Raw genomic sequence first — 23887 nt, 5'->3', positions numbered from 1 at the left:
GCTAAAGAGCAATTTATCCATGAGTCTGGAACACGTCGAAGAAACCATGCTTCACCTGTCAGGTGTAAGTAAAAATCAACTCAGTCAAACGCTGGAGCATTTGGCCGCAAGAAACATTGATTACGGCGATGTTTATTTTCAGTCGTGCTGGCATGAGTCGCTCGTCTTGGAAGACAGCATCATCAAAGATGGTTCATTCAACATCGATCGTGGTGTGGGTGTTCGTGCTATTACAGGCGAAAAGACAGGCTTTGCTTATTCAGACCAAATCAGTGCTGATGCACTTATGCAGAGTGCGACAGCAGCGCGTGGTATTGCAGATAAAGGCGGCAAGCTTAAAGTTTCAGCGTTTTCGAACCGCGCTTATCCAATGATTTATCAAGCCATTGACCCGCTTCAGAGTATGTCAAAGCAAGATAAAATTGCCTTATTGAAAGAAGTGGATGTTTACATTCGTGCGAAAGAGCCATTGATTCAAGAAGTGTCAGTGAGCATTAGCGGTGTATACGAGCAGGTATTGATTGCAGCAACGGATGGTACCTATGCGGCAGATGTTCGCCCATTAGTGCGTATGTCTGTGAGTGTGCTGGTAGAAAAAGACGGTCGTCGTGAGCGCGGTGCTGCTGGTGGTGGTGGTCGCTTTGGCTATCAGTACTTTGTATCGGATGAAGATGGAAAAACCATTGCGATGCATTACGCCGATGAAGCGATACGCCAAGCGGTGATCAATCTACACGCGAAAGCGGCGCCTGCTGGCACTATGCCTGTTGTTCTTGGTGCAGGCTGGCCGGGTGTATTGCTTCATGAAGCGGTTGGTCATGGATTGGAAGGTGATTTTAACCGTAAAGAGTCGTCTGTTTTTACCGGACAAATTGGTGAACAAGTGACGTCTACGCTGTGCACTATCGTGGATGATGGCACGCTACAAGATCGACGTGGCTCGCTGAATATTGATGATGAAGGTGTGCCGGGTCAATACAACGTATTGATTGAAAATGGCATTCTGAAAGGTTACATGCAGGACAAGCACAATGCGCATTTGATGGGCGTTGCGCCAACGGGGAATGGTCGTCGTGAATCTTATGCACACCTTCCTATGCCGCGCATGACCAATACCTACATGTTGGGTGGTCAAAGTACGCCAGAAGAGATGATCAGCAGCGTTGAATACGGCTTGTATGCACCAAACTTTGGTGGTGGTCAGGTTGATATTACGTCAGGCAAATTTGTATTTTCAACCAGTGAAGCGTATCTGATTGAAAATGGCAAAGTGACGACACCAGTGAAGGGCGCGACTTTGATTGGCAGTGGCATCGAAGCGATGCAGCAGATTTCCATGGTGGGTAACGATCTTAAACTGGATCGCGGCGTGGGTGTTTGTGGTAAAGCTGGCCAGAGTGTCCCTGTTGGTGTTGGCCAACCCACAGTAAAAGTGGATGCCATGACCGTTGGTGGCACTGAATAACCCAACTGTCGGTATGCGGAAATCGAAATAAAAAAACCGGGAATCTCCCGGTTTTTTTATAGGTCGCAACAGCACATCATGGATGCTACGCCGAAAAGATCACTCGCCAGCTTCCGCTTTAAGGGCTCTCAGGATTTGGAAAATCTCACGAGAGGCTTTAGGTGGCTTGTTACCTTCTTGTTCTTTCTTCGCTTGGCGCGCTAGCTGGCGAAGCTTTTGACGGTCTGCATTTGGGTGCGCTTCCATCACTACGTTGATGGCTTCATCACCGCTTGCAATCACACGATCGCGCATTTTCTCAAGCTTATGCAATTCGATCGTTTGTTGATTGTGCTTGTTCTGCAGAAGATCTAGTGCAGCCTGAATCGGTTCAACGTCGCGGGTACGCATCATTTTTCCGATCAGCTGCAACTGGCGACGTCTTGCTTCTTTTTCGAAGCGCTGTGCGTCTGCAACGGCAGTGCGCAGATCGTCATCCAGTGGAAACTTGGCCAGTACAGAAGGTCGAAGTTCGACAAGCTGTTGACCTAGCTTTTGCAACGCTTCCATGTCACGTTTCATCTCGGATTTACTGACCCAGATGATCTCTTCTTCCTCTTCCCAAGGCTCACGTTTGTTCTTACGGCCCATAATCTTTCCCGAGGTTATCGCTTACTTTAGCGCCTTAGTTTATACCAATATCATCAAATATTCGCTCATTCTTAGTGCTTAAAACTATCGAATATTATGTCGTAACCCTTGATAGGAACGTGCTCACTCTATTCCATGAGTACCTGGCCCATGTGATTCTCCGCCTTTGGCTGACCAATGAAGACTGAGATTACATATATAGGGAGGCAGAATTGCCAAGGCATGACTAAGAAAGTCGAATTTTGCTGGCGTTTTATAAGTACGCTAATGGCTTCGAATGGTATGCTTATTGGTAACACACATCAATTTAAGACTTTATGGACGTGAAACAACAGGTTGCTCAGCAACGTGCTGAATTAGAAGCAGCGGTTACCCGCGCTTTAGAATTAGCGGGTAAGAAAGCAGATGCCGCTGAAGTTGCGATCACCAAAACCACGGGGATCAGCGTTGCCACTCGTATGTGCGAAGTGGAAAGCGTCGAGTTTAACAGCGATGGTGCACTGGGGATCACGGTTTACCGTGGTCAGCGTAAAGGCAGTGCATCGACGTCTGATCTTTCTGAAAAAGCCATTGCACAAACTGTTGCTGCTGCGTTGGATATTGCCAACTACACGTCAGAAGACCCGTTCTCTGGACCAGCTCCTGCTGAATTGATGGCCTACGATTATCCCGATTTGGATTTGTTCTACCCAGACGAGCCAGAGCCGGATCATGCTGCCGAAAAAGCGATCGCTGCTGAGCGCGCAGCGCTAGATTACGACAAGCGCATCAAGTTTAGTGATGGTGCGAGTTACGATAGTCACTATGGCGTACGCGTATATGGCAATAGCCATGGCATGTTAGGTAGCTACGCCTCAAGTCGTCATAGCATCAGCTGCAGTGTGATTGCGGAAGACAGCAAGGGCATGGAGCGTGATTACAGTTATACCGTATCACGTGACAAGAACGAGCTTTGGGCGCCGGAGAAAGTCGGCATTGAAGCAGCACAGCGCACGATTGAACGCATGGAACCTCGTCGTTTAACGACACGCACGGTGCCAGTCATGTTTTCTGCTGATGTTGCGACAGGTCTGCTCGGCCACCTCGTCATGGGGATCAGTGGTTCAAGCCTCTACCGTAAATCTTCTTTCTTACTGGATAAACTGGGCCATCAGATCTTACCTGAATGGTTTTCGATTTATGAGCGTCCTCATCTGCTTAAAGGCATGGCGAGCGCCCCCTTTGATAGCGAAGGTGTGATCACCAAAGATCTTGATATCATCACTGATGGTGTACTTCAGACGTATCTTGCGACCAGCTACGCAGCACGTAAGCTAGGTATGCAGCCAACGGGTCATGCTGGCGGCATTCATAACTGGTTTGTGGGTAACACGGGTCAATCTTTCGCTCAAATGCTGAAAGAGTTAGGCACGGGTTTATATGTGACAGAGTTGATGGGGCAAGGCGTTAACACGGTGACGGGTGATTACTCTCGTGGTGCTGCTGGTTTCTGGGTTGAGAATGGCGAAATCCAATATCCAGTCAGTGAAATCACTATTGCGGGCAATCTTGCTGACATGTACAAGCAGATTGTTGCTGTGGGAGCGGATACTGAATACCGTAGCCAAATCCAGACGGGTTCGATTCTGATTGAGTCAATGAAAGTGGGTGGCGAGTAAACAAGGGTAGATTTTCTCTCACTCATTATCCACTTCAAATAGACAAAGCCACCGATTCATCGGTGGCTTTTCTTTTTCTGGCTAGGCACTGGATTTAATACCCAATGATATAGCGAGACTTAATTTTACCAGTGAGTATCCGATTGAGAGCTATTGATATCAATACACTTAGTGAGATAACGACGAGGCAAGTGACCAAGTAGTAGGGGACATTCGTTGACTCTGGATGCTCAAGGAAAGGCAGCCTTTTGATCGTTGTTAAAACCCATGGGTGGATAAAAAATATAGCAAAGCTTGTGTCTGAAATGATGTCTGTCAGCTTTGTTTTGAAAACAAAGGCTTCAAGAATAAAATATAAACCTGTAGATAAGAACATTTTCTGGAAGAACATGATGTCAATCCCACCATATTCGAAAAAGTTTTTTGTGTAGCTACCTTCATGTCCTTGGGTGTATTGATAGAATGCAAGTAAAATTGCTGCAGATAAAAATATAACCCCTTTTTGGGTACAGTGTTTGTTGATTTCTTCTCGGTACAATGAAAAATATATCCCGATCAAATAGAACGGTGTGTAATACACGAACATTTGAAGAGGGTTAATATTTTCATATGATCGATGAAGGAATACTGATATCAATGAGAATGCTGCAATTGTGAAAATTTGAGTGTTTTTCGATAATTTAATGAATTTAAAGTGAAGGGGAGAGGCAAGGAAAAGAAGAATGGCAAATGGAATATACCAATATGCTGTTAGCATTCTTCCGGTTAAATAGTATTTTATTGCCGTAGACAACGAACTGTCTTCAGGCGAGAAAAAGACGATCCCAGAATACTCAGGACTGGAAGAGTAAAATCCTGACTTAATGATGTAAACAAGAATGATAGCAAAGGTCGATAAGATGAGATAGGGGACAATAATTCGTTGAAATTTACCCTTCATGAATTTTTTGTATTCAAATCTTTTGTAGAAAATATGGTGGAACATATATCCGGAAATGAAAACAAAAAGCGCCGTACATCCTGTTAATATTGTTTTTATAACGGAAATAATTCCAGTTGTATCTTCAAGACCATAAACATAAGAATGGCTCATGACAATCGCAATGATAGCTACGGCCCTGTAATTATGGATGGATTGCAAAAACATTATAAATTCCCTGACACCTAACAGTTGTTTGGTCTAATATTCTACTTTTATTATGTTAAGAATAGTGTCTAACTTTTGATTGTCCAACTCATATTGAAATAACAACATTTACTTAACATTTAGGGTCGGGATTACACATATAGATGTAGGATGCCATTGATAAAGGTGTTCTGGATATCTAGGTTGGGTTGCTTGGGTATACTGTTGTTAGATCGAAAAAGGCTTCCCAATGGAAAGCCTTTTCAAATGTGTTCTCTGAAATAATCAGACCAGAAATAGCGTTGCAAGTCCTAAAAAGACAGACAATCCGACCATGTCTGTAATAGTCGTTAGTGCCATACCACCAGCAAGGGCGGGGTCAATTTTCATTTTCTTGAGTAAAATGGGAACCGTTACTCCAGCAATACCCGCGATCACTAGGTTGGTGAGCATGGCTGCCGCGATGATCGCACCCAACATCCAGCTGCCTTTCCACAACACGACTACACCACCAATAATACACGCCCAGATGACACCATTGAGCAGGCCGACCAGCGCTTCTTTATTCAAGAGCCAGCGGGTGTTGGAATCGCCGATATGCCCTACTGCAAGGCCACGGATCACCAAAGCCACCGTTTGGTTGCCTGCCACACCGCCCATTGAAGGGACGATGGTCATCAGAACGGCAATGGCGGCCATTTGGTCGAGTGTGTTTTCAAACAAGTTGGAAACAGATGCGGCAGCAAGGGCGGCAAGTACGTTTGCGCCTAGCCAAACGCTTCGGCTGCGCGCAGATTTAAGAACGGGGGCGAAGGTGTCTTCTTCATCGTCCAAACCCGCCATGCTCATCATGGAGTGCTCAGCATCTTCACGGATAATATCGACCACGTCATCGATGGTGATACGACCCACAAGATGCTGCTCTTCATCTACGACGGGGGCAGAGACCCAGTTACGTCGTTCAAAAAGGCTTGCGATGTCGCTGTCATCCATATCCACGGGAATCGCTTCGTCAGCGTCTTCCATGATGTCGAGGATCTCAGTATCTGGCTGTGAGGTGATAAGCGCAGTAATAGGAAGAGAGCCGATCAGACGACTATTTTCATCGACCACGTACAAAGTATCGGTAGCTTCTGGTAATTCGCCTTTCATACGCAGATAACGTAAAACCACATCCACGGTGACGTCGGAACGAATGGTTACCACGTCGGTGTTCATCATGCCGCCCGCGGTATCTTCTGGATACGCTAGCGCTTGTTGAACACGATCTCGGTCCTGAGCGTCCATTTGCGCCAGAACGTCTTGAGAGACGCTATCTGGCAAGCTTCGCAGTAGATAAGCAACATCATCGGTGTCCATGCCCTCTGTGGCAGCGGCGAGCTGCTCAGGTTGCATGCGTACCATGATCCCATCTTTGACATCTTCTGAAAGCTCTTCGAGTATCTCGCCCTGTTCTTCAGGGTCGGTCAACTGCCACAGAACTAAACGGCTCTTTGGTGGAGAGGCCTCAAGAAGATGCGCGATATCCTCAGGCTCCATGTCTTCCAGCATTCGGCGAACGTGGACAAACATGCCGTTTTCGAGGGCGCGGCTAACTTCCTGTAAGGTTTGATGGGTCTGGCTGGACGGTTCTACTTCGTAATTCTCTGCCATGGATATATCCGTGTAACGGCGAGTGGCGCAATGACATGAATATTAACGCAATCTGAGTAGGCTGTCTTTTTCGTTTTGTTGGCAAGAAGCAATGCCAAGCAGCTAGAAGGAGTTTACGGTGAGATTATTAGTTAGTTTTCTTCATCAAATCCCGCTTCGATGAGCCCAGTGACGGCGTCTAATGCTTGCTGTGCCTGTTGCCCTTCGGCGGATATGAGGATCTGTTCTCCTTGACTGGAGTCGAGCAGCAAGATGGCCATGACGCTATCCGCGGTGACGGTTTGGTCATCTTTGGAAATCATCACTTCTGCATCGTAACTCTGTGCCATTTCAACCAGTTTGACTGCGGCTCGCGCATGAAGGCCGAGTCGATTACGGATCAAGACTTCTTTACTGACCTGTGTCATATATTCCCTTCAAGCGTACGGTGTCTTATTTGAACTTGGTGATGATGGGCGGCGAAATAATCAGCGAGAAATTGTGCAATGTAGACAGAACGATGCTGGCCACCTGTGCAACCAATGGCGACAGTGAGGTAGCTACGATTATTTTTTTCAAGTGAGGGGAGCCAAGACTCTAGGAAACTTTTGACTTGGGCAATGAGCATGGCGACATCTTGCTGCGCGGCGAGAAACATTTTAACGGGTTCATCAAGGCCAGTAAGAGGACGAAGAGCCGGTTCCCAATGTGGGTTTGGAAGAAAGCGTACGTCAAACACAAAGTCTGCATCTGAGGGCAATCCATGTTTAAAACCAAACGATTCGAACACCATCACCAAATCGCGGTTAGTTCTGCCTAACACCAGCGCACGAACGGCTTCACTGAGATCATGGATGGAATGTTTGGAGGTATTAATGACTTTGTCAGCGCGTTCTTTTAGCGGGGTTAATAACAACTTTTCTTGGCAGATGGCCTGCTCAAGAGAAAGGTTATTTTTGGACAAGGGGTGCAAGCGTCTTGTTTCACTAAAACGCTTGATCAGTTCGTTGTCATCCGCGTCGAGAAAGAAAATATCGACATCAACATCATTGGGTAGTTTTGCCAGTGTTTGTGTGATTTCTTCAGGATCGGCAGGCATATTGCGGATATCAATACTGACTGCGATCAAGCTGTCATCGCCATTTTGAGCGGCAACAAACTGTGGCAATAGATCTACGGGAAGATTATCAACGCAGTAGTAGCCAAGATCTTCTAGCACGCGAAGCGCAACAGACTTTCCTGAACCCGAACGACCACTGACGATTTTCAACTGCATGATGTGTTCCTGTGGTGTTATCCAGTGATAATGTCGTAAAGCTCTTGATCTGAGCTTGCATGACGTAACTGACGGCAGACCTGCTTGTCACCCAATTTTTGGGCAATCAAAGACAAGGTCTTCAAATGCTCTTTGCATTGGTCATCAGGGACGAGCAGTGCAAACAACAAATCCACAGGCTGGTTGTCAATGGCGTCGAATTCAATGGGTTCTTCACATTGAATTAATACGCCGACAGCATGGTCGCTGTTGAAAATACGGCCATGGGGAATGGCTATCCCATTCCCTATACCCGTACTTCCCATTTTCTCTCTGCCCAACATGCACTCGAAGAGTTTCTGTGGGTTTTGATCCAATTTAGACGCAGCGAGTTCGCTGATAAGTTCAAGTGCGCGCTTCTTACTTGAACAAAGGACTGCACTTTTGGTGCAGTCCAAATTGAGTACTTCTTTAAGTTCCATGATTAATGGTGATTCATCTTTTCTTTATGTTTATTTAATTGCTTTATCAGCTTGTCTGTCAGCGAGTCGATGGCTGCGTACATGTTCTCTGAATCTGCTTTTGCGAATATCTCGCCATTATTTACATGCAGGGTCGCTTCAGCAATCTGTTGGAGTTTTTCGACGTTAAGTACGACGTGAACGTTATTGATGTGATCAAAAAATCGTTCCAGCTTATCAAACTTGGTTGTCACATATTCCCTAAGGGCGTCGGTGATCTCTACGTGGTGACCAGTGAGATTGATTTGCATAAACATCTTCCTTTTGATTGGACGCCTAAATTAGGCGTTTACGCTGATTTGACGGGGAAATACCCAGTGATTCACGATATTTAGCGATAGTTCGCCTTGCAACCTGAATCCCTTGTTCCGCCAACAGTGTGGCAATCTTGCTGTCGCTAAGTGGCTTAGCCTGATTTTCGGCTGCAACCAACTTCTTAACCAGAGCGCGAATTGCCGTAGAGCTGCATTCACCGCCATTGTCAGTGCTGACATGGCTCGAGAAGAAGTATTTCAATTCAAAGATACCCCTTGGGGTATGCATGTATTTTTGGGTGGTAACCCTAGATATCGTTGATTCGTGCATTTCCACAGCCATGGCGATATCGTTCAATACCATTGGCTTCATGGCTTCTTCGCCGTATTCAAAGAAATCTTGTTGGTGTTCAACAATGCACCGCGCAACTTTCAGTAAGGTTTCATTGCGGCTTTCTAAACTTTTGATGAGCCATTTAGCATCTTGTAAATGGCTGCGGATAAATTGGCTATCAGCAGCGCTGCAACCGTTCTTGGTCAACGCGGCATATTGCTGATTTACCTTGAGACGAGGCACGCTATCAGGGTTGATGTTGACGACCCATTTGCCGCGATCTTTAAGCACGGACACATCGGGGATCACATACTCCGCCTCATTGGTGACAATGAGATTACCCGGGCGAGGTTCAAGGGTATGAATGAGTTGCATGACTTCTTTGAGCTCAGGCTCACGAAGCTTGCTCTCTTTCATGATTTGCCTGAAGTCACGGTTCGCCAACGAGTTCATGTGCTCTTTCAACACCATGCGTGCCTCGGCAAGCCAAGGGGTATCTTCGGCAAACGCGGCGAGTTGAATCAACAAGCATTCTTGCAAGGAGCGTGAAGCAACACCAAGAGGGTCAAACTGTTGAACGCGTTTTAGAACGGCTTCTACCTCGTCGAGTTCAATTTCATCGTCTTCCGCACCCATGCTTTCGAGGATGTCTTCACTGGTGACAGTGAGGTAGCCTTTGTCATCTACGGCATCAATGATGGCGGTTGCTATTGCAAGGTCGACTTCAGTAAATGGGGTGAGTTGGACTTGCCACATCAGGTAATCGTAAAGGGTTTCTGTGGTTTCCCCCTGATACACCGGAATGTCATCACCGAGTGCAATGCCGGTACTGCCTGTGTTAGCGCTGTACATATCATCCCACGTTGTATCAACGGGGAGATCTTCTGGCATCTCGTGCTGTTCCATGGCATCAGAGCTGTCCAAAGTGTCTTGCTTGCTTTCGGCTGACGCACTTACGTTTTCATCACCGTCATACGCCTGATCACTCTCTCCATCAGCGTTATCTGTCGATTCTTCCTGCTCTAGGAGAGGGTTAGCTTCCAACGCTTCCTGGATTTCTTGTTGCAGATCGAGCGTCGACAATTGCAATAGGCGGATTGCCTGCTGCAATTGGGGCGTCATCGCAAGTTGTTGGCCAAGCTTTAGCTGAAGCGAGGGTTTCATAGTGATTCTGGCACCTTTCCTAATTATTTTATCAGTGCGTATCTATTTGGTCGTTCGCCAACCGAACTCTTATAACTATAGTCTGAACTGGTCGCCTAGATAGACTCGTTTTACGTGCTCATCGTTGAGCACTTCATCAGGAGTACCGTGCGCAATCAAGTGGCCTTGACTCACAATATAGGCGTGCTCACAGACACTGAGTGTTTCACGAACGTTATGATCGGTAATTAATACCCCCAAACCACGATCGCGAAGGTGCTCAATGATCTTCTTGATGTCGATAACTGAGATTGGGTCAACGCCGGCAAATGGTTCATCCAGCAGAATAAACTTTGGATTTGCAGCTAGCGCACGAGCGATTTCTACGCGTCGACGCTCACCACCAGACAATGACATACCCATGTTGTTGCGAATATGCTGAATGTTGAACTCGTCGAGTAAGTCCTCAGCTTTATCCTGTTTCTCTTCTTTTGATAAGTCAGATCGTGTCTCAAGTACGGCCATTAAATTGTCGTAAACGCTAAGTTTACGGAAAATAGACGCTTCTTGTGGCAAGTAACCGATGCCCATGCGAGAGCGGTTATGCATCGGTTGAATGCTGATATCTAAATCATCAATCTGAATGGTGCCTTCATCACGAGCGACGAGGCCTACTATCATGTAGAAAGAGGTGGTTTTACCTGCACCATTCGGCCCGAGTAGACCGACAATTTCACCTGACTTCACTTCTAGGCTGACGTCAGTGACCACTTTGCGTCCGTTGTAGCTTTTCGCGAGATTTTTAGCGGTTAGTATGGCCATTCAGGGTTATTTCTTATCTTGTTTGGTTTGTGGTTGTAGAACCGTCGTGACTCGGCTGCTTTCATCACTTTCTGCAACGAGAAGCTGTTTATCAATGTTGTAGGTGATCTTCTGACCTTCAACCTGATTTCCGCCTTCTTGGGTCAATACCGCTTTATTTGTCATGGTCAAAAAGCTTTTGACGGTTTCATAGCGAAGATCAAACGCTTCACCATTGATCTTTTTACCATCATCCATGGTCTGCTCAAACGTCGCTGGCTTGCCATACGCGTCGATGATCTCAGCACCTTCTTCACCCGAAGGTCGAGTGACAACCACCTTGTCTGCGTTTAGGCGAATAGAGCCCTGACGAAGGTAGACATTCCCCGTGAAAATAACCGTATTGGTCGTCATGTCGAGGTTCTGTGAGTCAGAATCAATGTAAATAGGCTGCTCAGCGTCTGTTGACAAAGCTAGTGCGTTGCTTGACACCAGCATTAGCAAGATGGCAAAGAATTTAGTTCGTTTTTGTTTCATACCTGCTCTTCACTTGTTCAATCAGTTCCATCTGATGGGAGCCAAAATTGCCTTTTGCCCTGAGTCCTCGAGTTTGTAATCCAGTTCCAGTGATTTCAGTTTCTGTGTCAGACCAGAAATCACGAGAGGAGAGATCGAGGGTAAGTTTCTCAGTGGTGACAACTTTAATTTGTGCATCTGGTAACAGGTTAAAGATCCTTACGCGACCTGTCATCACCAGAATATGGTTATTCTCAAGAATGGCGAACTCAGAACTCATACGCCACTCTTCTTCCGTGCCATTACTGTAAGTCCATAGTACGGGTTCATTGAAGTGGGTTTCGTCTAGTTGTTGATAATGCTCGAGATGTGTTGAATCCAACGTGTAACTGCGAATACCTTGTTCTGTGTAGGACGTCGATTTGACGTTCTCGGCGGTAAACAGTGGTTTTTCGGCATCAGGTGTTATCTGTACATCGTCTTGCCAGTAGTGTTGATTGAGCAGGTAATAGCCTGCATAACCGCACACAGCCAGCAATATCAAGACACCTAAGCGTTGCAGCGTCATATGCTAAGTCCCTTGTGCGCATCAAGTTCACCACGTGCTTCTAGGATGAGGTCACAGACCTCTCGCACTGCGCCGTAACCACCGGGTGTGCGTGTCACCCAGTCGGCACGTTGTGCAAGCAGTGGATGGCCGTCATGAACGCAAAACGACACACCAACTTGAGACATGACAGACCAATCAATAAGATCGTCACCGATATATGCAGTGTGTTCTGCTGGGATGTTCAATTTCGCCACAAGGTCTTGGTAAGCTGACGCTTTATCATCTTGGCCTTGATAGATGTGAGTGATGCCTAACGCTGACATTCTGCGCTCAACGATGGCGGACTTACGACCAGTAATAATGGCAATCTCGACGCCAGCGGCCATCAACGATTTAATGCCATAGCCATCACGAGTGTGGAAGGCCTTTAGCTCTTCGCCATCATTCCCCATATATATGCGGCCATCAGAAAACACGCCATCAACATCGCAGATAAGCAACTTCACTGATGCCGAGCGCTCGACAATCTCAGTAGGGACTGGGCCATATAGCGTTTCTGTTTGCATTACATGACTCCTGCTTTAAGAAGATCATGCATGTTGAGTGCACCGATAAGACGAGAGTTTTCGGTTACCAGTAACCCATTAATTTTGCGTTCTTCCATTTGCTTTAACCCTTCGGCAGCGAGCAAATCCGCACTGACAGAGGTTGGGTTCTTACCCATGACATCGCCAATACGAGTCGTGTGCAGATCAAGACGTTGGTCGAGTAGACGACGTAGATCACCGTCAGTGAATATACCGCTTAGCGTACCATCATGCTCTACTACGGCAGTCATCCCTAGTCCTTTTGCTGAGATCTCGAGCAATGCATCTCGAACCGTGGCATCCGGCGGAACAACAGGCAGCTTATCGCCAGTGTGCATGACATCAGAAATGCGTAGTAGCAATTTTCGACCAAGCGCTCCGCCTGGGTGAGACAAGGCAAAATCATCTGCTGTGAAGCCTTTGGCTTGCATCAAGGCAATGGCGAGTGCATCTCCCATCACCAATGTCGCCGTCGTGCTTGATGTTGGTGCTAGACCAATAGGGCAGGCTTCTTTTGGCACCTTAATGCACAGGTTAACTTGTGCCAGACGTGCCATGGTGGAAGAGGGGTTACCTGTCATGGTGATGAGTGTGATCCCGCGACGTTTGACGACAGGGAGCAATGTGATGATTTCTGAGGCTTCACCCGAATTCGAAATGGCCAACACTACGTCGCCTTTTTCGATCATCCCTAAATCGCCATGACTGGCTTCTCCCGGATGAACAAAAAATGAGGGTGTGCCAGTGCTTGCGAACGTTGCCGCAATCTTGTTACCAATGTGACCCGATTTCCCCATCCCCATCACCACGACCTTTCCGGTTGCGTGTTGGATGAGCTGGCATGCTTGCTCGAAATCTTGGTTGATGTATTGCTCAAGCTGGGCAATTGCATCAAGTTCAATGTTTAACGTTGTAATGCCAGCCTGGCGAAAATCAAAGTCAGTCATAGATAGTCCGATCAGGATGCGATGTTAGTGAATAGGAAGCCTTGGTAGCCCACAAAGCAGACGAGCAGTGCAATGCCTTCCCAGCGCTTGATGGTTCGGTTTCGACCGGCGGCAAATAAGAAAAGCAGAACAGACAACGCAAGCATGACATAGAAGTCACGGCTCATCGCTAGCGGATTCAGGCTAGATGGTGCTAGCAGGGCTGGAATCCCCATGACGGCCAAAATATTGAAGATGTTTGAACCGATGATATTACCGACCGCTAAATCGTCTTCACCTTTCAAAACGCCAGCAACGGATGCCGCGAGCTCAGGAAGACTGGTACCAATCGCAACAATGGTAAGGCCGATAACCAAATCACTCATACCAAATGATTTTGCGATTGTGACTGCGGATCCAACCACCATGTCGGCACTAAAAATGAGAAGAGCCAAGCCGACGACAACCCAAACTGCCGCAGACATATTACTCACGCCTTTAGGTATCTCAGCTTCTTGCTCGGTGAGCATTGGGTCTTCTTTATCACTCTCTTTACCAAACTTCATCATGATGAGAAGGAACAGCGTAAAGAGAACCACCAAGGTAATGCCTTCATAGAAACCCAGGTAATTATCCCACAGCATTGCGCCTGCAATAACGGTTACACCCAGCATCAGTGGAAGCTCGCGACGAAGAATACCCGAACTAATTGCAAGCGGTTTGATCAGCGCAGTCACACCCAAGATAAGTGCAATGTTGGCAATGTTTGAACCCAGCACGTTTCCTACAGCTGTGTCAGTTTTACCGTTTAACGCGGCGGTTGCAGAGACCACCATTTCAGGGGCTGAACTTCCCATTGCTAGAATGGTCATACCGATGACAAGCGGTGAAATCCCAACATTACGAGCTAGAGCGGCAGCACCGTAGACAAGTCGGTCGGCACTCCATACCAACAAACACAAGCCAACGACGAGAATGGCGGTCGCTTCAAACATTTTATTACCTTTGATAGAGATATAGCGGAAGAATCAAAAAAGTAATTTTGACTGCTAATTGAGTAAATGTGAAGGGAAACGGCATGATAGTTGCGACAGGTCGATGACTTAAGAGAATGTTTAAAAGAAATGAGGAGTCGATTAAGCCACTGTAGATCACAGAATTGGTTGAAAATGCGTTCCAAATCACGCGTTTGATGCTGGAATTATCTAGCCTAATTGGTTGAGTGATCTTTGTTCAACAACGTGCATTTATAAAAAGACAAGGCTATTGAGGATATTGACAGTTTTCTTACTGAGAAATTGCAAATGAATGCTGTTCAATTACTTGTTTTGACTGTGCTATCCCCTTATGATCCGTCGCTTAACATTCAAGGACGTTAATATCAAAGGCCATAGATGACAAAAAATAATCTGGTTGAAATCAATAGCCTGAGCTTCTCTCGAGGAGAGCGCCTGATATTTGATGACGTGAGCTTGACGGTTCCTGTGGGGAAAGTTACCGCCATTATGGGGCCATCAGGAATTGGAAAAACCACGTTACTGCGTTTGATTGGCGGACAACTGCCGCCAGATAGCGGTACTATCGAGTTTGCTGGACACAATATTCCTACCCTTTCTCGTAGCAAACTGTACGACGTACGCAAACGTATGAGTATGTTGTTCCAATCTGGAGCACTATTCACTGATATGACGGTGTTTGATAACGTTGCCTTTCCTTTGCGTGAGCATACTGAATTACCTGAAGCCTTAATCAAGACCATCGTGCTATTAAAGCTTGAAGCTGTGGGCTTGCGTGGCGCCGCTGATTTGATGCCAAGCAGCTTGTCAGGAGGCATGGCGAGACGAGCTGCGCTAGCAAGGGCGATTGCACTTGATCCCGAATTGATTATGTTTGATGAGCCGTTTGTGGGACAGGATCCGATCACTATGGGTGTATTGGTATCCTTGATTCGAAATCTCAATCAAGCGCTAGGGCTCACTGCTATTGTCGTTTCTCACGATGTGCCAGAAGTGATGAGTATCGCCGATCACGTTTATCTGCTGACTGATGGCAAGATCATTGCGTCAGGCTCTCCGCAATCACTACGTGACAATCCTGACCCTAGAGTCAGTCAATTTCTTAAAGGAGATGCCGATGGCCCCGTGCCATTTAGGTATCCAGCCCAAGACATCACACAGGAGCTATTTTCGTGATTGTTAACCTAGTTCAAGATCTGGGTGCGCGCGCGATGGCGGTGTCGCGAACAATGGGGCGCGCGACCTTTGTTTTACTTGGGGCGTTAATTGGTAAGCCACAACCCAAGAAAATGTTTCCTTTGCTTATTACCCAGCTTTATTCGGTGGGTGTTCGTTCACTTGCGATCATCATGGTTTCGGGTTTGTTTATCGGCATGGTTCTGAGTTTACAAGGCTACCTAGTTCTTGCTGATTTTGGTGCTGAAAGTTCTTTGGGCCAAATGGTCGCGTTGTCCTTACTTCGCGAGCTTGGCCCTGTGGTGACGGCATTGTTGTTTGCAGGGCGAGCAGGCTCGGCGTTAACCGCTGAGATTGGCTTGATGAAAACCACAGAACAATTGTCCAGCTTGGAGATGATGGCAGTCGATCCGCTACGGCGAGTGGTCGCTCCACGTTTTTGGGCTGGGGTGATCTCTATGCCGCTACTGACCATGATATTCATGATTGTCGGGATTTGGGGCGGTCAACTTGTTGGCGTTGATTGGAAGGGAATTGATTACGGAAGCTACTGGTCTGTGATGCAGTCCTCGGTCGAACTGGGTTATGACATTGGGCAGTCATTTATAAAGAGTTTGGTGTTTGCCATTACTGTTACCTGGATTGCCTTATTTAATGGCTATGATGCTATCCCCACGTCAGAAGGGATCAGCCGAGCAACGACACGTACCGTCGTGCATTCGTCTTTAGCAGTGTTGGGATTGGATTTTATCCTCACAGCACTGATGTTTGGGAGCTAAGTAAATGCAACAAAATCGAAAAACAGAATTCTGGGTTGGTACGTTTGTCATCGTTGGGCTCGTTGCCGTCTTACTGTTGATCTTCCAAGTGGCAGATGTGAAGAGTTTCTCTCGCACCGATCACTATCGTTTGGAGGCGCAGTTCGAGAACATTGGTGGATTGAAAGTTCGCTCCCCAGTGAAAGTCGGTGGCGTGGTCGTCGGTCGTGTGAGTAGTATCAATTTGACCGTGCCTGATTACGTGCCGTCGGTCATTATGGAAATTGATCGTCAATACGGCTATTTCCCTGAAACCAGTTCAGCCTCCATTTTGACTTCCGGGTTACTCGGGGAGCAATACATTGGTATACGTCCCGGCTTCGTCGATGAAGACATTGAGCTATTACAAGACGGTGATTTATTGGAAGACACACGCTCAGCAATGGTCTTAGAAGATCTGATAGGTCAATTCCTATATAGCGTTGGGGATTCGAAGGAGTAATCGAATATGAAGAAATGGATCACTGCGGCACTAGCTGTTGTCAGTATGATGATATCGAGTGCGGTCATCGCGCAAACGATTGATGCCACTAATCCGTATATCTTAATTGATGGGGTGGCTGACAATGCATTCAGCCGCTTGAAAGATGACAAAGAGGCGTATCAGGCGAATCCAGAACTGTTACGTGACGTGGTTAAAGAAGAATTAATGCCGTATATCAATGTGCGCTATGCCGCGTTGAATGTACTTGGGTCGCAAGCCAAAAAGGCAACTAAAGAAGAGCGCGATCTATTCACCGAGGCTTTTTATGACTACTTGGTGATGTCTTACGCGCAAATTCTGACGCAATATACCGATCAGGAAGTGACGGTTGAAGCGCCAAAGACCATTGCAAAAAACCGTTCAGTTGTCTCAGTACGTGTAGATATTGTCGATAAATCTCGACCACCCATTCGTTTAGATTTTAAATTGCGTAAAAATCGCAAAACGCAGGAATGGCAGGGTTTTGATGTTCAGGTTGAAGGCGTAAGCATGCTGAGCACAAAAGCCAGTGAATGGAGCGGTCAATTGCGCAAGAACGGTGTAGAAGCGGTCGCTCAAGAATTGATTGAGCGTTCGAAAGCGCCGATTGCCAAAGAAGAGAGCGAATCGTGAGCGAACAGCTTGCGTTTGAAAAGCGCATAAATGGTGATTACTGCTTGTCAGGCGAGCTTGATCGTGACACAGTTCCTCCATTTTGGAGCCGGCGCGCAGAGTGGCTGCCAAGCGACTCTCATGTCGTCTTGGATTTGTCTTTGGTCAAGCGCGTAGATTCGGCCGGAATGGCAATGTTGTTGCACTTGCAGCAACAGCTCAACGTGAATCAGCAAACGCTGATACTCAGTAATACGCCTTCACAGTTGAAGGTATTGTTACAACTGAGCAATGTGGAAAGTCTTTTTACTGATGATACCTCATCGGTTCGCGGGGAATAATTGTGGAACCAACAGAAATTAAAGCGCTGCTTGAAGACGCTTTGTCCTTGGACGAGATTCATGTCAAAGGCGATGGAAGTCACTTTGAAGTAGTTGCTGTCGGTGACATCTTTGACGGTATGTCACGCGTCAAGAAACAACAAACCATCTACGGGCCTTTGATGGAGCAGATTAGAACAAACGCTATCCATGCTCTTAGCATCAAAGCGATGACCCCTGCTGAGTGGGCTCGCGACAAGAAACTGATGCAACCGCTATAAGTTCACGAGGAACAGCATGCAAAAATTCCGTGTTCACGGTGGTGGCCCACTTCGTGGTGAAGTCACAATATCTGGTGCCAAAAACGCCGCATTACCTATTCTATTTGCTGCACTATTGGCGGAAGAGCCAGTAGAAGTTGCCAATGTCCCCAAATTGCGTGATATCGACACCTCCATGGAGTTGCTTTCTCGTTTGGGTGCAAAAGTATCGCGTAATGGTTCGGTTCATGTAGATGCGAGCAATATTACCGAATACTGCGCACCTTATGATTTGGTGAAAACCATGCGCGCATCAATTTGGGCGTTGGGTCCTTTGGTTGCTCGTTTTGGTAAAGGTGAAGTGTCACTGCCTGGTGGTTGCGCAATTGGTGCACGTCCAGTCGATTTACACATTCATGGACTAGAGCAACTCGGTGCGACAATCACGCTTGATGAAGGTTATGTGAAAGCGCACGTTGATGGTCGCCTCAAAGGCGCGCACATTGTGATGGATAAAGTGAGCGTAGGTGCCACGGTGACCATCATGTGTGCTGCAACGCTAGCCGAAGGCACGACGGTCATCGAAAATGCCGCCCGTGAGCCTGAAATCGTTGATTGTGCGAAATTCCTCAACATGCTGGGTGCGAAAATCACCGGTGCTGGCACCGATGCGATTACCATTGAAGGCGTTGAGCGCTTAGGTGGTGGTTACCACGAAGTTGTCGCTGATCGCATTGAAACTGGCACATTCCTTGTTGGTGCTGCGGTTTCTGGCGGTAAGATCCTATGTCGCAACACATCGCCAAAATTGCTTGAAGCTGTGTTGGCGAAGTTGGAAGAAGCTGGTGCGCTGGTGGAATCTGGCGACGACTGGATCTCACTCGATATGACAGATCGTGAGCTTAAAGCGGTAAATATTCGTACTGCGCCTCACCCAGGCTTCCCAACTGACATGCAAGCCCAGTTTACGCTTTTGAATTTGATGGCAAAAGGAACGGGTATCATTACAGAAACGATTTTTGAAAATCGTTTTATGCATGTTCCTGAGTTGCAACGTATGGGTGCACACGCAGAGATTGAAGGCAACACAGTGATCTGTGGTGATTGTGATGGCCTAAGCGGTGCTCAAGTCATGGCAACCGATCTACGCGCTTCGGCAAGTCTTGTGATTGCAGGTGCCATAGCGAGCGGTGAAACAGTTGTTGACCGCATCTATCACATCGATCGTGGCTATGAACACATTGAAGATAAGCTTCAAAAGTTGGGTGTACACATCGAACGCTTTAGTGACTAAAACCCCTCTAGGTTTTTAGAATGCTAAATGACAAAGGTCACCGCAAGGTGACCTTTTTTGTATCGTCGCAATTTGATGAGCGAACAGAAAAGCGTTAAAGCGTCGGCTCTTCACCAATGGTGACGAGCAATTCGAGAGGCTGGCCTTCTCGGATCACTTTGAATGGTACTTTCGAACCAGGGCGATTATCCGCTACGACATCCAGTGCGCTTCGGAAACTGCCAATGGGTTGATTATCAATTTCGATGATCAAATCATTCACCTTCAGACCTGATCGATCTGCGGGGCCGTTAGGCTCAGTGCTTGCGACCAATACGCCACGTAATTGCTCCGCATCTAGCAATCTTGCCATAACGGGATTCACTTCACGTCCCTCCACGCCGATGTAACCGCGGATCACTCGTCCATCAGCAATGAGCTTTTGCATGATTTTTACTGTCAGCGAATAAGGGATAGCGAAGGAGATACCATAGGTATCAGTATCAGTCGCTTGTTGGAAAGAGGCGGTATTAATACCGACTAATTCTCCGCGGCTATTGACCAAGGCGCCGCCAGAGTTACCTTTATTGATCGCAGCATCCGTTTGCAGAAAGTCTTGCTGACGGTTAAAGCTCATGCCTGGACGACCCGTAGCAGAAATGATCCCAAACGTGGTGGTTTGTCCAAGGTTATAAGGGTTGCCAATTGCCAGCACCACATCACCAACAGCGGGATCATAACTTTCGTTGAAGGGGATCACGGGTAAGCTGTCGAGATCGATTTTCACAACTGCAAGATCTGTACGCTGGTCTTTGCCAACGAGCTGCGCTGTGCTAATTCGACCATCTTGCAGCGCGACAATAATTTGGTCTGCTCGAGCAACAACATGGTAGTTGGTGACGATGTAGCCTTTATCACTCATGATCACGCCGGATCCTAGCCCTTCGGCATTGAGCTGGAGCCTGTTTTCACTGCTGTAGCGACGGGTATAGATATTAACAACAGCGGGGGAGGCTCGACGGACGGCGTAATTGTAAGAAAGTAACGAGGCCTCAGGTTCAAACTGCGCAAGGGTTGCGTCAGTCACCAATTGACCGGTTCGTAATGAAGGAAGTGTTAGCAGTAAAACGGCGGCCACGACGATACCGTAAACCACAGAACGAGCCCAAAAAGCTAGCATGCCACTCCTCAAAATTGCCACTATTGAAAACCACGAGCATATCATCGAAATGTAGACAAGAGTAGAGATTGACGAGGAGAAGAAATGGAGCCCAACAGCGTCAGGCTCCTGTTTTGTGGCTAATTAATTAGCGAATGACGAGGTACATACTCGCCCCATCACGAATAACGTTCAAGGCAAGGACGTTGGGCTTGCTTTCAAGTTGTTTACGAAAATCACCGAGGTTTTTCACCTTGTCGCGATTTAAGCCAACAATGACATCACCCATTTTGAGTCCATATCGAGCAGCAATTGAGTCTTTCTCTACACTTGCTACACGCACGCCACTAAGTTTGCCTTCAGTGAAGTTCTCTAGTCGGGCACCTTTTAATGCTTCATGCAGTGTTTCAGCATTGGCTTTTGCCAGTGTGGCTTCTTTTAGTTCTGCGGTGACTGTTTTTTCTTTACCGTCACGGATAATGCCGAGTTTTACTTTTTTGCCTGCACCGAGGGTGGCCACTTTGGCGCGTAACTCGCCAAAAGTGCGAATATCTTTGCCGTTGACCGAAACGATAATGTCTCCCGCTTCGAGTCCTGCTTTCTCTGCGGCAGAGTCAGGGACAACTTGGCTAACAAAGGCGCCATGGTTAGTCTCGTAACCAAATGCTTCAGCCAGCTCAGAAGTGAGTTCTCCCCCCTGAACACCAAGAACACCACGTTTTACTTCACCGAACTCAAGAATTTGCTCAGCAAGGTTTTTGACCATATTCACGGGGATAGCGAAGCCGATACCGACGTTTCCGCCATTCGGGCCAAGAATCGCTGTATTGATACCGATGAGTTCGCCATTGAGGTTGACGAGCGCGCCACCTGAGTTACCACTGTTTATTGCAGCGTCAGTCTGAATGAAGTTTTCGAAATTCTCGAGGTTTAGGCCGCTACGGCCTAGTGCAGAAATGATGCCTGATGTGACAGTTTGCCCCAACCCGAAAGGGTTACCAATCGCGATAGCAAAATCACCAACTCGCAGGCCGTCGGAGTCAGAAAACTTAATTTCGGTGAGGTTATCTGCCTTTTCTAGCTTTAACAAAGCGACATCTGACATGCTATCGCTACCAATTAATTCGGCATCGTATTCACGTCCATCGTGGAGTTGAACCAAAATTTTATTGGCACCATCGATCACATGGTGGTTGGTGATGACGTAGCCTTTACCAGCATCAATAATGACACCAGAGCCAAGGCCGCGAAAAGGTCTCTCTCGGGTTTGTTCAGCGTCGAACTCGGGACCAAAGAAGAAGCGAAAAGATTCAGGGATGCGTTGTTTGGAGACATGACTACCCTCTACCGAAATGCTAACAACCGCCGGGCTAACAGTTTCAAGCATAGGTGCGAGGCTAGGTAGACTCTCACCAGCAACAGCAGCGGGTAGTGCTGCCGTGGCTGGTAAGGTCGTCAAGGTAGTACTAAGCGCTAATGTCAGCGCACTTAATGTAAGCAAAGATTTTTTTTTCATATACACACTCCCCTCAATAGGTACGTTTTAAGAGTGGGGGTAGTTCAAAAAAGTTCAATGCTTATAGTGAGTAAATTTTCGACTAAGTTAACTCGCTTTGCTCGTTTTTTCAGCGTCTTTGAGTAGGCCTGATGCACCATCAGAGTAGTCTCGAGGTGGCCCTTGCTCGGTATCTTTGTCTTCTGTGACCTCAGACAATTTACTAATACGCTTTGCAAATGGGTTGTCTTGATCCGGCAGGTTTGGCATTAACTCCGTGGACGTCGTCGCCATATGTTGATAAAGCTTACTGTAGTCACGTGAAATGTTGTCGAGTAACTCTGCACTTTGTGCGAAGTGATCAACAAGTTCTTGGCGATACTGTTCTAGCTCATAGCGAGATTTATCGAGTTCTTTCTTTAAATCTTTTTGTTGCGTGTTTTCGCGCATGGTCAAACGGGCGATGATGAAGCCAATGACAACGCCGATGATCACAAAAACAAGTGTATTGATCCAAGCCATAAGTGCTCCTTAACTTTTTATAACAGGTTGGACTTAAAGCAATTCTCTCCGTCAAGCGGTGAGTAATTAGGAAATGGCATACCCCTTAATGCTCTGGTTTTACTATACATGGCAAAAGTTACGCGTGGTACTATTGATTTTGAGAACAACTTTATTGTCACTTGCATACGGTTAGGTTCAGGGAATGACACCTTTAGAACAATACAAAAAAGACTTACTACGCTCAGATTTTTATGAAGATACATCTCAGAAGCATGCTGTGATGATGCTGGATGATTTGTATCATCGTCTGATTACACGTGCCAATACGCCTGCATCAAAGCCAAGCTTCTTAAAGTCTTTCTTTAAAAAGCCAGAGCCTGTTTCTCTGCCTGAGAGGGGATTGTATTTTTGGGGAGGCGTAGGGCGAGGGAAAACGTACCTTGTCGATACATTCTTTGAAAGTCTGCCGTTTGAAAAAAAAATCCGTATGCACTTTCACCGCTTTATGCACCGTATACATGATGAACTCAAAGGACTGGATGGTCAGCAAGACCCCTTGTTGAAGATTGCGGATAAGTTGGCAGATGAAGCACACATCTTATGCTTCGATGAATTCTTTGTGTCCGATATTACCGATGCCATGATCCTCGGTACCTTAATGGAAGCGTTATTCGATCGCGGAATTTGTTTAGTGGCAACATCTAACATCGTGCCGGATGAACTCTACCGGAATGGTTTGCAACGCGCGCGCTTCTTGCCAGCCATTGCGTTGATTAATCAACATTGCGATGTGGTCAATGTTGATGCGGGCACGGATTATCGACTCCGGACTTTGGAGCAAGCGGAAATCTACCATTATCCGTTGGACAATACCGCAAACTCAAATTTGAAAGACTATTTTTATAAGTTGGCGACAGAGCCTTGCTTCGAGGCACATGCTATCGAGATTAATCATCGTAAACTGCATGCGATCCGTGAAGCTGAGGGGGTCGTGCAGTTCGATTTCACCACCCTGTGTGATAGCCCAAGAAGTCAGTCTGACTATATTGAATTAGCGCGCTTATATCACACGGTACTTTTAGCGAATGTACCGCAAATGGATGTATCAAAAGACGATGCTGCGAGGCGATTTATTGCGATGGTGGATGAATTTTACGAAAGACATGTAAAACTCATCATTTCTGCCGAAGTGCCCCTGCAATCACTGTATGTCGACGGAAGGCTAACTTTTGAATTTAGGCGCTGTTGTTCGCGTTTGAAGGAGATGCAAAGCCATGATTATCTGGCATTAGAGCACCTTCCGTAACGATACGTCATTTAACCAATGAATTTTTCAGGTAAGCGAAGAGAAAAAGTCGCGACTTTTTTTTAAAAAAAGGTGATTTTTTCTCCA

General features: G+C 46.8%; 27 protein-coding genes. 10 read left to right on the top strand and 17 right to left on the bottom strand.

From position 1 onward, the window contains the following. Nucleotides 1-19: 19 nt before the first annotated feature. Nucleotides 20-1465, top strand: a complete 1446-nt coding sequence (gene tldD, locus LRP50_RS02750; protein WP_274162953.1) for a metalloprotease TldD — start codon at nucleotides 20-22, stop codon at nucleotides 1463-1465. A 99-nt stretch (nucleotides 1466-1564) separates the two neighbouring features. Here tldD and yjgA read toward each other — a convergent pair whose 3' ends face one another. Then, entirely contained in the window at nucleotides 1565-2095 is a 531-nt protein-coding gene (gene yjgA / locus LRP50_RS02745) for a ribosome biogenesis factor YjgA (RefSeq protein WP_274162952.1), read from the bottom strand. Nucleotides 2096-2412: 317 nt separating this feature from the next. On the opposite strand from yjgA, the gene pmbA reads away from it, so the two are divergent. Then, complete coding sequence (pmbA, locus tag LRP50_RS02740; RefSeq protein WP_274162951.1) at nucleotides 2413-3753, top strand: metalloprotease PmbA; 1341 nt, start codon at nucleotides 2413-2415, stop codon at nucleotides 3751-3753. 94 nt (nucleotides 3754-3847) lie between these two features. On the opposite strand, the gene LRP50_RS02735 is transcribed toward pmbA, so the two are convergent. The 13 genes from LRP50_RS02735 to LRP50_RS02675 form a co-directional block, all read right to left on the bottom strand. Beyond that, on the bottom strand, nucleotides 3848-4900 hold the full coding sequence (locus LRP50_RS02735; protein WP_274162950.1) for an acyltransferase: 1053 nt from the start codon (nucleotides 4898-4900) through the stop codon (nucleotides 3848-3850). A 264-nt stretch (nucleotides 4901-5164) separates the two neighbouring features. After that, complete coding sequence (gene mgtE / locus LRP50_RS02730) at nucleotides 5165-6532, bottom strand: magnesium transporter (protein WP_274162949.1); 1368 nt, start codon at nucleotides 6530-6532, stop codon at nucleotides 5165-5167. Between the two features lie 131 nt (nucleotides 6533-6663). After that, nucleotides 6664-6939, bottom strand: coding sequence for an HPr family phosphocarrier protein (locus tag LRP50_RS02725; protein WP_274162948.1), 276 nt, complete (start codon nucleotides 6937-6939; stop codon nucleotides 6664-6666). Then, nucleotides 6936-7787, bottom strand: coding sequence for an RNase adapter RapZ (rapZ, locus tag LRP50_RS02720; RefSeq protein WP_274162947.1), 852 nt, complete (start codon nucleotides 7785-7787; stop codon nucleotides 6936-6938). Before rapZ ends, LRP50_RS02725 begins: the two co-directional genes overlap by 4 nt. A gap of 17 nt (nucleotides 7788-7804) precedes the next feature. Beyond that, nucleotides 7805-8248 (bottom strand): PTS IIA-like nitrogen regulatory protein PtsN, encoded by a 444-nt coding sequence (ptsN, locus tag LRP50_RS02715; RefSeq protein WP_028023131.1) that lies wholly within the window; start codon nucleotides 8246-8248, stop codon nucleotides 7805-7807. Nucleotides 8249-8250: 2 nt separating this feature from the next. Continuing rightward, nucleotides 8251-8538: a ribosome hibernation promoting factor gene (gene hpf / locus LRP50_RS02710; RefSeq protein WP_028023130.1), complete on the bottom strand. Its 288-nt coding sequence runs from the start codon at nucleotides 8536-8538 to the stop codon at nucleotides 8251-8253. 25 nt (nucleotides 8539-8563) lie between these two features. After that, on the bottom strand, nucleotides 8564-10039 hold the full coding sequence (locus LRP50_RS02705; protein WP_274162946.1) for an RNA polymerase factor sigma-54: 1476 nt from the start codon (nucleotides 10037-10039) through the stop codon (nucleotides 8564-8566). Nucleotides 10040-10114: 75 nt separating this feature from the next. Further along, the gene (gene lptB / locus LRP50_RS02700; RefSeq protein WP_028023128.1) at nucleotides 10115-10840 is read right to left on the bottom strand and encodes an LPS export ABC transporter ATP-binding protein; all 726 of its coding nucleotides are present in this window, start codon (nucleotides 10838-10840) and stop codon (nucleotides 10115-10117) included. Between the two features lie 6 nt (nucleotides 10841-10846). Continuing rightward, the gene (gene lptA, locus LRP50_RS02695) at nucleotides 10847-11356 is read right to left on the bottom strand and encodes a lipopolysaccharide transport periplasmic protein LptA (RefSeq protein WP_274162945.1); all 510 of its coding nucleotides are present in this window, start codon (nucleotides 11354-11356) and stop codon (nucleotides 10847-10849) included. Beyond that, complete coding sequence (gene lptC, locus LRP50_RS02690; protein WP_274162944.1) at nucleotides 11337-11903, bottom strand: LPS export ABC transporter periplasmic protein LptC; 567 nt, start codon at nucleotides 11901-11903, stop codon at nucleotides 11337-11339. The genes lptA and lptC overlap by 20 nt, the downstream gene beginning before the upstream one ends. Further along, a complete protein-coding gene (gene kdsC / locus LRP50_RS02685; RefSeq protein WP_274162943.1) occupies nucleotides 11900-12451 on the bottom strand; it encodes a 3-deoxy-manno-octulosonate-8-phosphatase KdsC in 552 nt (183 codons plus the stop codon). The genes lptC and kdsC overlap by 4 nt, the downstream gene beginning before the upstream one ends. After that, a complete protein-coding gene (kdsD, locus tag LRP50_RS02680) occupies nucleotides 12451-13419 on the bottom strand; it encodes an arabinose-5-phosphate isomerase KdsD (RefSeq protein WP_274162942.1) in 969 nt (322 codons plus the stop codon). Before kdsD ends, kdsC begins: the two co-directional genes overlap by 1 nt. Nucleotides 13420-13430: 11 nt before the next feature. Next, on the bottom strand, nucleotides 13431-14393 hold the full coding sequence (locus LRP50_RS02675) for a calcium/sodium antiporter (RefSeq protein ID WP_274162941.1): 963 nt from the start codon (nucleotides 14391-14393) through the stop codon (nucleotides 13431-13433). 399 nt (nucleotides 14394-14792) lie between these two features. On the opposite strand from LRP50_RS02675, the gene mlaF reads away from it, so the two are divergent. The 7 genes from mlaF to murA are packed head-to-tail and all read left to right on the top strand — an operon-like array spanning nucleotide 14793 to nucleotide 19357. Next, the gene (gene mlaF, locus LRP50_RS02670; RefSeq protein WP_274162940.1) at nucleotides 14793-15590 is read left to right on the top strand and encodes a phospholipid ABC transporter ATP-binding protein MlaF; all 798 of its coding nucleotides are present in this window, start codon (nucleotides 14793-14795) and stop codon (nucleotides 15588-15590) included. After that, nucleotides 15587-16369: a lipid asymmetry maintenance ABC transporter permease subunit MlaE gene (gene mlaE / locus LRP50_RS02665; RefSeq protein WP_420791170.1), complete on the top strand. Its 783-nt coding sequence runs from the start codon at nucleotides 15587-15589 to the stop codon at nucleotides 16367-16369. The genes mlaF and mlaE overlap by 4 nt, the downstream gene beginning before the upstream one ends. A 4-nt stretch (nucleotides 16370-16373) precedes the next feature. Continuing rightward, nucleotides 16374-16850 carry an outer membrane lipid asymmetry maintenance protein MlaD gene (mlaD, locus tag LRP50_RS02660; protein WP_274162939.1) on the top strand — a complete coding sequence of 159 codons (477 nt, stop codon included), beginning with the start codon at nucleotides 16374-16376 and terminating at the stop codon, nucleotides 16848-16850. Nucleotides 16851-16856: 6 nt separating this feature from the next. Next, on the top strand, nucleotides 16857-17504 hold the full coding sequence (gene mlaC / locus LRP50_RS02655; protein WP_274162938.1) for a phospholipid-binding protein MlaC: 648 nt from the start codon (nucleotides 16857-16859) through the stop codon (nucleotides 17502-17504). Further along, on the top strand, nucleotides 17501-17824 hold the full coding sequence (locus LRP50_RS02650) for an STAS domain-containing protein (RefSeq protein WP_274162937.1): 324 nt from the start codon (nucleotides 17501-17503) through the stop codon (nucleotides 17822-17824). Before mlaC ends, LRP50_RS02650 begins: the two co-directional genes overlap by 4 nt. 2 nt (nucleotides 17825-17826) lie before the next feature. Beyond that, entirely contained in the window at nucleotides 17827-18084 is a 258-nt protein-coding gene (gene ibaG, locus LRP50_RS02645; protein ID WP_274162936.1) for a BolA family iron metabolism protein IbaG, read from the top strand. A 16-nt stretch (nucleotides 18085-18100) separates the two neighbouring features. After that, nucleotides 18101-19357 (top strand): UDP-N-acetylglucosamine 1-carboxyvinyltransferase, encoded by a 1257-nt coding sequence (gene murA / locus LRP50_RS02640; protein ID WP_274162935.1) that lies wholly within the window; start codon nucleotides 18101-18103, stop codon nucleotides 19355-19357. Between the two features lie 94 nt (nucleotides 19358-19451). Here the strand turns inward: murA and degS are convergent, their stop codons facing one another. The 3 genes from degS to zapG form a co-directional block, all read right to left on the bottom strand. Next, nucleotides 19452-20516 carry an outer membrane-stress sensor serine endopeptidase DegS gene (gene degS, locus LRP50_RS02635; protein ID WP_274162934.1) on the bottom strand — a complete coding sequence of 355 codons (1065 nt, stop codon included), beginning with the start codon at nucleotides 20514-20516 and terminating at the stop codon, nucleotides 19452-19454. A gap of 127 nt (nucleotides 20517-20643) precedes the next feature. Beyond that, the gene (locus tag LRP50_RS02630) at nucleotides 20644-22011 is read right to left on the bottom strand and encodes a Do family serine endopeptidase (RefSeq protein WP_274162933.1); all 1368 of its coding nucleotides are present in this window, start codon (nucleotides 22009-22011) and stop codon (nucleotides 20644-20646) included. Between the two features lie 87 nt (nucleotides 22012-22098). Beyond that, a complete protein-coding gene (zapG, locus tag LRP50_RS02625; protein ID WP_274162932.1) occupies nucleotides 22099-22512 on the bottom strand; it encodes a Z-ring associated protein ZapG in 414 nt (137 codons plus the stop codon). A gap of 184 nt (nucleotides 22513-22696) precedes the next feature. Here zapG and zapE point away from each other — a divergent pair, with 184 nt between their 5' ends. Further along, nucleotides 22697-23800: a cell division protein ZapE gene (gene zapE / locus LRP50_RS02620; RefSeq protein WP_274162931.1), complete on the top strand. Its 1104-nt coding sequence runs from the start codon at nucleotides 22697-22699 to the stop codon at nucleotides 23798-23800. Nucleotides 23801-23887: the final 87 nt, after the last annotated feature.

This window comes from Enterovibrio gelatinilyticus (genome assembly GCF_028683095.1).
In the GTDB taxonomy this organism is placed as follows: Bacteria; Pseudomonadota; Gammaproteobacteria; order Enterobacterales; family Vibrionaceae; genus Enterovibrio; species Enterovibrio gelatinilyticus.
The sequence above is the reverse complement of the archived record's forward strand: the minus strand, read 5'-3'. Positions and strand labels throughout refer to the sequence as shown.